Source organism: Actinomadura sp. GC306 (assembly GCF_004348665.1).
Classification (GTDB): Bacteria; Actinomycetota; Actinomycetes; order Streptosporangiales; family Streptosporangiaceae; genus Spirillospora.
Genome location: NZ_SMKM01000376.1, coordinates 1 through 5,256 on the forward strand (window position 1 = coordinate 1; position 5,256 = coordinate 5,256).

The 5,256-nt window shown below is 69.7% G+C and carries 4 protein-coding genes; 2 read left to right on the forward strand and 2 right to left on the reverse strand.

Annotated features, from left to right (window positions below):
• The coding region (gene treS / locus E1200_RS31060; RefSeq protein ID WP_243708988.1) for a maltose alpha-D-glucosyltransferase at positions 1 to 1,580 on the reverse strand (1,580 nt) is incomplete at its 3' end.
• 546 nt (positions 1,581 to 2,126) lie between these two features.
• Here treS and E1200_RS31065 point away from each other — a divergent pair.
• Both E1200_RS31065 and E1200_RS31070 read left to right on the forward strand, forming a co-directional pair.
• The gene (locus tag E1200_RS31065; protein WP_131955840.1) at positions 2,127 to 2,423 is read left to right on the forward strand and encodes a hypothetical protein; all 297 of its coding nucleotides are present in this window, start codon (positions 2,127 to 2,129) and stop codon (positions 2,421 to 2,423) included.
• Positions 2,424 to 2,426: 3 nt separating this feature from the next.
• Positions 2,427 to 3,248 (forward strand): STAS domain-containing protein, encoded by an 822-nt coding sequence (locus tag E1200_RS31070; protein WP_131955841.1) that lies wholly within the window; start codon positions 2,427 to 2,429, stop codon positions 3,246 to 3,248.
• Positions 3,249 to 3,258: 10 nt separating this feature from the next.
• Here E1200_RS31070 and E1200_RS31075 read toward each other — a convergent pair.
• Positions 3,259 to 5,256, reverse strand: a 1,998-nt coding sequence (locus tag E1200_RS31075; RefSeq protein ID WP_131955843.1) for an alpha-1,4-glucan--maltose-1-phosphate maltosyltransferase, incomplete at its 5' end; no start/stop codon positions are given.

Consider the following 5,256-nt stretch of genomic DNA (forward strand, 5'->3'; position numbering starts at 1 on the left):
TCGCGGGTGAAGGCGAGGACGGAGGGGTTGGAGGCGGACAGTTCGACGTAGGAGCCGACGCCGAAGACGGGGTGGCGCTGCCGGATCTCGATCATTTTGCGGGTCCAGTGCAGCAGGGAGCCGGGGTTGTTGGTCTGGGCTTCGACGTTGACGGCTTGGTAGCCGTAGATGGGGTCCATGATGACGGGCAGGTAGAGGCGGGCGGGGTCGCATTTGGAGAAGCCGGCGTTGCGGTCGGGGGTCCATTGCATGGGGGTGCGGACGGCGTCGCGGTCGCCGAGCCAGATGTTGTCGCCCATGCCGATTTCGTCGCCGTAGTACAGGACGGGTGAGCCGGGGAGGCTCAGGAGGAGGGCGGTGAAGAGTTCGAGTTGGTTGCGGTCGTTGTCCAGGAGGGGGGCCAGGCGGCGGCGGATGCCGATGTTGGCTTTCATGCGGGGGTCTTTGGCGTATTCGGTGTACATGTAGTCGCGTTCTTCGTCGGTGACCATCTCCAGGGTGAGTTCGTCGTGGTTGCGCAGGAAGATGCCCCATTGGCAGGAGTCGGGGATTTTGGGGGTCTGGGCCATGATTTCGGAGATGGGGTAGCGCTGTTCGCGGCGGACGGCCATGAAGATGCGGGGCATGACGGGGAAGTGGAAGGCCATGTGGCATTCGTCGCCGCCGGCGGCGGGGTCGCCGAAGTATTCGACGACGTCGGCGGGCCATTGGTTGGCTTCGGCGAGCAGGACGCGGTCGGGGTAGAGGCGGTCGACTTCGGCGCGGACGCGTTTGAGGTAGGCGTGGGTTTCGGGGAGGTTTTCGCAGTTGGTGCCTTCGCGTGCGTAGAGGTAGGGGACGGCGTCGAGGCGGAATCCGTCGATGCCCAGGTCGAGCCAGAAGCGGAGGTTTTCCAGCATGGCGTCTTGGACGTCGGGGTTGTCGTAGTTGAGGTCGGGTTGGTGGGAGAAGAAGCGGTGCCAGTAGTACTGGCCGCGGACGGGGTCGTAGGTCCAGTTGGAGGTTTCGGTGTCGATGAAGATGATGCGGGCGTCGGGGTAGCCGGTGTCGTCGTCGGCCCACATGTAGAAGTCGCCGAAGGGTCCGTCGGGGTCGGTGCGGGAGGCGTGGAACCAGGGGTGCTGGTCGGAGGTGTGGTTCATGACCAGGTCGGCGATGACGCGGATGCCGCGGGCGTGGGCTTGGTCGATGAGTTCGACGAAGTCGCCGAGTTCGCCGAATTCGGGGAGGATGCGGGTGTATTCGGCGATGTCGTAGCCGCCGTCGCGCAGGGGTGACTGGTAGATGGGCAGCAGCCATAGGCAGTCGATGCCCAGCCAGTGCAGGTGGTCGAGTTTGCTGATCAGGCCGCGCAGGTCGCCGTAGCCGTCGCCGTTGGAGTCGGCGAAGCCGCGGACCGACACCTCGTAGAACACCGCGGTCTTGAACCAGTGCGGGTCGCGGGGCGTCTCGGGATCGAACGCGTCCGGCAGTGCCCGGCTGCCGGGCGCCGCGGCGTCCCGGTGCGGGAGCGCCCCCGGCTCCGGCCCGGTGACCCGGTCGGACGTGCTGCTGGCGAGGTTCTTCGGCTGTCCGTGCATGGGTCACCCCGGGTGTGTGTCGGAGACTTCTAGATCAGCAATTCCCGCCGCCGCCTCCCGGGACGTTCACCAGAGGCAACCATACGTAAAAATTTCCGCACGCTCCGTGACCGTCCGTCCGGTTTCAGGTGCCAAGGGCCCGTTCGGGAGGGCGACCGCGGACCAAGCGCGAGGAAGATCGCGTGGTGCGCGCGAGCACCGGGGCCGCCGCGCCGCGCACCGCGGGGTCAACGCCCGGTAGCGGCCCGGTATGGCCCGGATAAGTAGCGCAAAAACACGTCTATTCACCGCCCGGCCGCCGGCATCCGAGCCTTTGGACGCTTGCTCCGCGACGGTTGTGTCATGTCCGTGTTTTTAGGTTCGTCGCTTTTTCTGTCGCATGCCGGGGGTAGAGCATTTCCAAGCTCAGAACCTGCCTCGCATTCGGCGGCCGCGCCGTTGACGCCCGTTCGCCCGGCGTCCGCGCGGCCGGTGGCAGAGCCGCTGACAAGCCCGGACGAGAAGAATTCGTCCAAAGCGATCGGAGGGACAGTGGAGCGCTGGGAGATGTCGCCATCGGTCGTACCGACGCGCGATGACCTCGTGGCGCGGCTGCGCGTTCGCTTCGCCGATGTTCCGGCGGAGAACGTGCGCCGTTGCGTGGACGACCTGTGGTGCTGCTGCACCCATCTCGGGGTGCGGCCCGAGGAACGGACCATCGAACGCCTCGCGGCGTCCCGGCTGACGGGCGTCGTCCGGGGCGGGCGCCCGCCGTATCCGGGCGGCCGCCCGGCACCGGTGCCGCCCGGCTCTCCCGCCACCGCCGAGCGCCCCGCGGGCGCGCGAACCCCGATCGGAACGTGACTGATGAAGGACACCGCCGTGCCGGGCCTGGCCATCGAGACCCGGCGAGGGTTCATCGTGCTGAGCATGCCCGCGCAGATCAGCTGGCAGAACTACGCCGGGATCCGGGAGGAGGTGAGCAAGGCCCTGTCCCTCGCCTCGGGCACCCGCGCCGGGGTCGTCGTGGACTTCGGTGACGCCGTCCTGCTGGACGCGGCGGGCCTCGTGCTGCTGGCCCGCGCGGAGACGCGGGCGCAGCTGCTCGGCTGCCCGCTGCGCGCCGTCGTCCCGGAGCCGTCGGCCCATGTGCGGCGGGCGCTGCAGCTCACCGGCCTGAGCCGGCTCGTCCCGGTGCACCCGGACGTCGCCGCGGCCACGGCCGCGCCCGTCCCCGCCGCCGGCGCGCGGGACGTGGACACCACCCACGTGCTGGACGCCATCCGCGCCCTGCACCCGGGGGACGCCGGACTCACGCCCACGCCGCCCGCGCCGTCCGAGCTGATGATCACCACGACGGCCGCCGGGGACGGCGACCACACGGTGGTCCACCTGTCCGGCGTGCTCGACGCGGTCACGGTGCCGCGGCTCGGGGACACGCTGACCGAGCTGGTCGAGGGCAACCTGCGGCACCTCATGGTGCGGATGCACGACCGGCTCGGGGTGCGGTCCGACCCGCTGCCGATCCTGCTCGGCATCCGCTGGCGGGTCGCCGCCGAGGGCGGCTGCCTCTCGCTGCCGGCGCTGCCCGCCAAGCTCCGCCGGGTCATCGACCGGGAGGGCCTCGGCTCGGTGTTCACCGGCTGCCGCCCCATCGAGGACCGCCTGCTGAGCACCGACCCGGCCTGACCGCCGGACCTCAGTTCCCACCGGCCCGCGCACGTCCTCCGTCCTTCTGGAACGTCAGGATGTGTGCGGGTTGGGTGTTGGGGTCGAGGTGGACGTAGTTGGCGCGGTGCCAGGTGTAGGTGGCGCCGGTGAGCTGGTCGGTGACGGTGTGGGGTCGGGTGGGGTCGTCGGGCAGGCCGAGGGCGGGCAGGTCCAGGTGGACGGTGGCCTCGCGGGCGTGGTGGGGGTTGAGGTTGACCACGGCCAGTACGGCGTCGTCGAGGTGGCGTTTGGAGAAGGCGAGCAGTTCGGGTTGGTCGACGTGGTGGAAGTGCAGGTTGCGTAGCTGCTGCAGGGCGGGGTGGGTGTTGCGCAGGGTGTTGAGGCGGGTGATCAGCGGCGCGATCGTGGCGCCGGTCCGCTCGGCGGTGTCCCAGTCGCGGGGCCGGTACTGGTATTTCTCGGAGTCGCGGTATTCCTCGCTGCCGGGCCGTACGGGGGTGTTCTCGCACAGTTCGTAGCCGGAGTAGATGCCCCAGGTGGGGGAGAGCAGGGCGGCCAGGACGGCGCGGATTTCGAAGGCGGGGCGGCCGCCGTGCTGGAGGTATTCGTTGAGGATGTCGGGGGTGTTGGTGAACAGGTTGGGCCGCATGTAGTCGGCGGTGGGGGCGCTGGTCAGGTCGGTGAGGTAGGCGGCCAGTTCGGCGGCGCTGTTGCGCCAGGTGAAGTAGGTGTAGGACTGGTGGAACCCGATTTTGGCCAGGGTGTGCATCATGGCGGGGCGGGTGAAGGCTTCGGCCAGGAAGAGGACGTCGGGGTCGGTGGTGTGGATGTCGGCCAGGAGCCGTTCCCAGAACGCGACGGGTTTGGTGTGGGGGTTGTCGACGCGGAAGATCCGCACGCCGTGGTTCATCCAGTGGTGCAGGACGCGGCGGATCTCGGTGTAGAGCCCGTCGGGGTCGTTGTCGAAGTCCAGGGGGTAGATGTCCTGGTATTTCTTGGGCGGGTTCTCGGCGTGGGCGATGGTGCCGTCGGCGCGGGTGGTGAACCACTCGGGGTGCTCGCTCACCCAGGGGTGGTCGGGGGAGCACTGCAGCGCGAAGTCCAGCGCGACCTCCAGGCCGCAGGTGTGGGCGTGTTCGACGAAGGCGTCGAAGTCGTCGATGGTGCCCAGGTCGGGGTGGACGGCGTCGTGGCCGCCGTCGGCCGAGCCGATGGCCCAGGGGGAGCCGGGGTCGTACGGGCCGGCGTCCAGGGTGTTGTTGGGGCCTTTGCGGTGGGTGGTACCGATGGGGTGGATGGGTGGCAGGTACACCACGTCGAAGCCCATCTCGGCGATCGCGGGCAGCCGTTTGGTCGCGGTGCGGAACGTGCCCGAGGTCGGCCCGCGCCGCCCCATGGGGTCGTAGGCGGCGCCCTCGGAGCGGGGGAAGAACTCGTACCAGGCACCGAACAGCGCACGATGGCGGTGCACGACCAAGGAATGCCAGTCACTCACCGTCAGCAGGTCCCGTAGCGGGTGCCGCTGCAGCACATCCGCCACATCCGGGTCGCCCGCGGCTTCCAGCCGGTCGAGGGCCGCGACGGTCTCGTCTCCCAGGAGCTTCGCCAGCCGGTCCAGAGTGGGCCGATCCTTGCTCGGCACGGCCTCGGCCGCCCGCGCGAACAGCAGCGCCCCCTCGGCCAGCATCAGCTCGGTGTCCTGATCACGCGGAATCTTGATCTGCGCGTCGTGCCACCAGTGCGCGATCGGATCGCCCCACGCCTCCACCCGGAACGACCACGACCCCGCCCGCGTCGGCGTCACCCGGGCCGCCCACCGGTCCAGGCCCGCACCGACCTCGCTCATCCGCTGACCGGGCAGCTCCTCGCCCTCGGGCGTGCGCAGCACCACCGCCGCGCCCAGCATCTCGTGCCCCTCACGGAACACCGTCGCCGACACCTCGACCGTCTCACCCACCACGGCCTTGGCCGGCCACCGGCCGCACCCCACCACCGGCGCCACATCCAGGATCGGGATGCGCCCGAG

Excerpts from the sequence above, each read along its gene's own strand:
- E1200_RS31070 (WP_131955841.1), top strand. The coding sequence starts at position 2,427 with ATGAAGGACACCGCCGTGCCGGGCCTGGCCATCGAGACCCGGCGAGGG.
- E1200_RS31065 (WP_131955840.1), top strand. The coding sequence starts at position 2,127 with ATGTCGCCATCGGTCGTACCGACGCGCGATGACCTCGTGGCGCGGCTG.